3 protein-coding genes are annotated in these 2,865 nt (G+C 43.8%); all 3 read right to left on the reverse strand.

Translation table 11 applies throughout. From position 1 onward, the window contains the following. Window positions 1-185: 185 nt before the first annotated feature. Window positions 186-311, reverse strand: coding sequence for a hypothetical protein (locus tag HWQ37_RS00030; protein WP_292742502.1), 126 nt, complete (start codon window positions 309-311; stop codon window positions 186-188). Between the two features lie 552 nt (window positions 312-863). Beyond that, window positions 864-2,396: a relaxase/mobilization nuclease domain-containing protein gene (locus HWQ37_RS00035; protein ID WP_292742503.1), complete on the reverse strand. Its 1,533-nt coding sequence runs from the start codon at window positions 2,394-2,396 to the stop codon at window positions 864-866. Further along, window positions 2,377-2,865 (reverse strand): plasmid mobilization protein (locus HWQ37_RS00040; RefSeq protein WP_292742504.1); only part of this gene is annotated, 489 nt, incomplete at its 5' end. The genes HWQ37_RS00040 and HWQ37_RS00035, both read right to left, overlap by 20 nt.

Genomic DNA, 2,865 nt, shown 5'->3' on the forward strand with positions numbered 1-2,865 from the left:
CTTATCCGTTTTCTTATGCAAGCCAGTTGTAGCAAAGCGGTGACTGAGCGCTGCGAAAAATCTAGTTGACCGCACCAAGGATTTGTACAGCGCTCGGTCAACAACTGGCATTGGGGAGGGAGTCCAGAGGGACGGGGCGAAGCCCCTCCCTCGCGCCCACTTAATCGCATCGAGGGATTACTAGACTACCGACTAAAACCACGCCCCCGTTGCTTTTGCTTCAGTATCTCTTGCTGCTGCTGTTGCTGTTCAATAAGAATCTCATTCCAAGTTCGCCCACTAGGTGCAATTCTTTTAGCCTGGGGTAGCATTTCCTGAACAACTTGGGCCGCAAGATTCCCTACACATTTTGAGGAATACTATATCTTTTTCATATTATCTTATACTACATTTGTAACCAAAAAGCTGGACTTCACTTTTTAGTTACACCTTAGCTGCACTGTAAACACAACTTATTACATAGGCTTTATGTAGATTATAAGTATTGAAATAGTAGTTCTAAATACCTTGCCCAAGTGGTAGCTGTTGGGTAGCTCAACTGGTGACACACAGCTACCAGTTGAGTAGTAAAAAAGCGAGTTTTTGAAAATTTGATGATTCCCCAACTGGTAGCTATACAGTAGCCCTACTACTACCAGTTGAGCATAAGACATTTCTTGAAAAATTCTTGCATAATGCTCACTGACTATGACTTACAGCAAATTTTAATCGCCTATTTCATTCTCAATAACTTCAAAATTATTGAGAATTCATAATACACTTATGTTGCAATTGTGCTTCAAAAAACTGCTCTCTTAACTGCCCAGCTAGTAAAAACTAAAGCCTCGCCTCGGCAGCAACGAGTTCGGTCTGCACAGCGTGGCTCACAAGCTAAAACCACGATCCTGCTGTAAGAGCTTTTGTTGCTCCTCCCTGAGATGAGCTTCTAATTCCTGACTCCAATCAGGATTATGGGTTTTGAGCCTTTTACCCTGTGGCAACAATTCTAATACTGCACTAGCGGCTTTATTCCCTTGTTGATCATTATTGAATGCTACGACAACCCTATTGAAACTCTTGAGAAATTCCATAGGTAGGTTATTCGGGTCATCAGCTACTATCAACATGGTTCTAGTTGGTGGTAGCCCTTTGCAACTTGAGATCAGGTAGGTGGCTGCTGACATCGCATCAATTGGTGTAGAACACAGAAAGACGTTTTCTACCTTGTCCGTTGGTTGCCCTCCCAATCTCAGATAAAACCAACCTTTTTGTGTAGAGGTGTTTTGGTCGTACTCCACAGTCCGATGATTTTCTCTAGGCTTTGACCAAATTAATGCGCCAGTTTTTTCACCATCTAAATCACGCTTGATAAACAAAATATTTCGTTGCTCATCCATGTAAAGCAACTGATTATTATGTAATCCTTGCGAAATATAATCTGGTATGTAGCGTTTCTCGCTTAAGTACTTATGTAATACTTGCCAAACAACTGTATCCTCTGGTGGTGGAGTGAACTGGGGCTGCTGTTGTTTGCATTCAATTTCTTGAAAGAGTTTTTCTAACTGCTCAACTGGGAGTGGTTTAACAGGTTTGAGCAGCAATTCATGAATAGGTTCATCATCACGTTCTGGTTGGTAGTCAACAGCAAGATGTTTTTGCAAACCGGGGAAAGTGTAAGCTGCACCTAACTGTGTACCACTGAAAGCTTGCCCATCTTTCTCATAAGAAATGCCTTTAGACTTACCGTTCCTAGTGAATCCTGTTCTTACGCTAATGCCAGCTTGCTGCAACCGCATGATCAGCATTGGCATTTGGGGATTATCAACTCCGGCTCTGTCAATTGTCTGCTGAAGTTCCTCTTTGATGATGCGTTGTGGAGGAGAGTCACGTTGTCCCTGTGAAAATTCTTCTTGCTCTCGCCTTATGCGTCTAATTTGTCCGGTGCTGGGTGTGCGATTCAGTTTCTCTCTACTGCCCTGCACTTGCACTAAGTCATAATCCTGTTCAATTTGTCGCAGAACTTTTTCAGAGCGCACATAATCCCAGGAATCATGGACTACTAGCCCCGTGTCCATCCTGATTCTGCTGGCTGCAATGTGGATGTGGTCGTCGTCGGTGTTATGGTGGCGAAAGATGACAAACTGATTGGCATCAAAACCCATCTCCTTCATGTAGCGATCGCCGATTTCGCTCCACTTTTCATCATCTAATTTATCACCCTTAGCTGCTGACAATGAGACATGATAAACAACTCGGTCTGCATCAGAATTTAGTTGTCTCGACAGCTTAAATTCCCGCGCCAATTCACGGGCATTTCTCCCGCTCATGTTGCCGCCGATGAGTTGGGCATTTTCACGGGATTCTAAATAATCCAACAGCTTGCGAAAACCTCTGCCTTTAGTCTGCTTCCCAATCATCCTCTTCCTCTTCTTCCGAGTCGTCATCACCAACATCATCCGAGGCAATATCTCGTCTACACTGATGCAGCAGTTCTAAAAGTTCTCTTAGCAGTTCTGGATCAACAGGTAAAGTTCGCCCAACTTTTAGGGCTGTGTTAGTTGCCTTAACAAGCTGGTTTAGGTTGTTCCCGATTTGTCCTAATTCCCAATATGTTTGTAAGCTAATTTTACTTAGTCGTTTTGGTAATGGACGCATCAACGCATTACGTCTCATCAGTTCACTCGCTGACATCCCCGCATCTTGTGATTTAATACGAATCATATCCAGTTCGATGTCACTTAATCTCACTGGAAAAATATGCTTTCGGACTAGAGCTTTTGACTGCTTGCGGTTCGCCATAAGTCGGGATATCGAGGGACATTGCGAGGGGGATTTTTCAAGGGGGGTTTCCCCACTTGAACCAGTCTGCCGTTCGAGCGCAGCGAG

The sequence above is a fragment of the Nostoc sp. NMS4 genome (assembly GCF_017115095.1).
Classification (GTDB): Bacteria; Cyanobacteriota; Cyanobacteriia; order Cyanobacteriales; family Nostocaceae; genus Nostoc.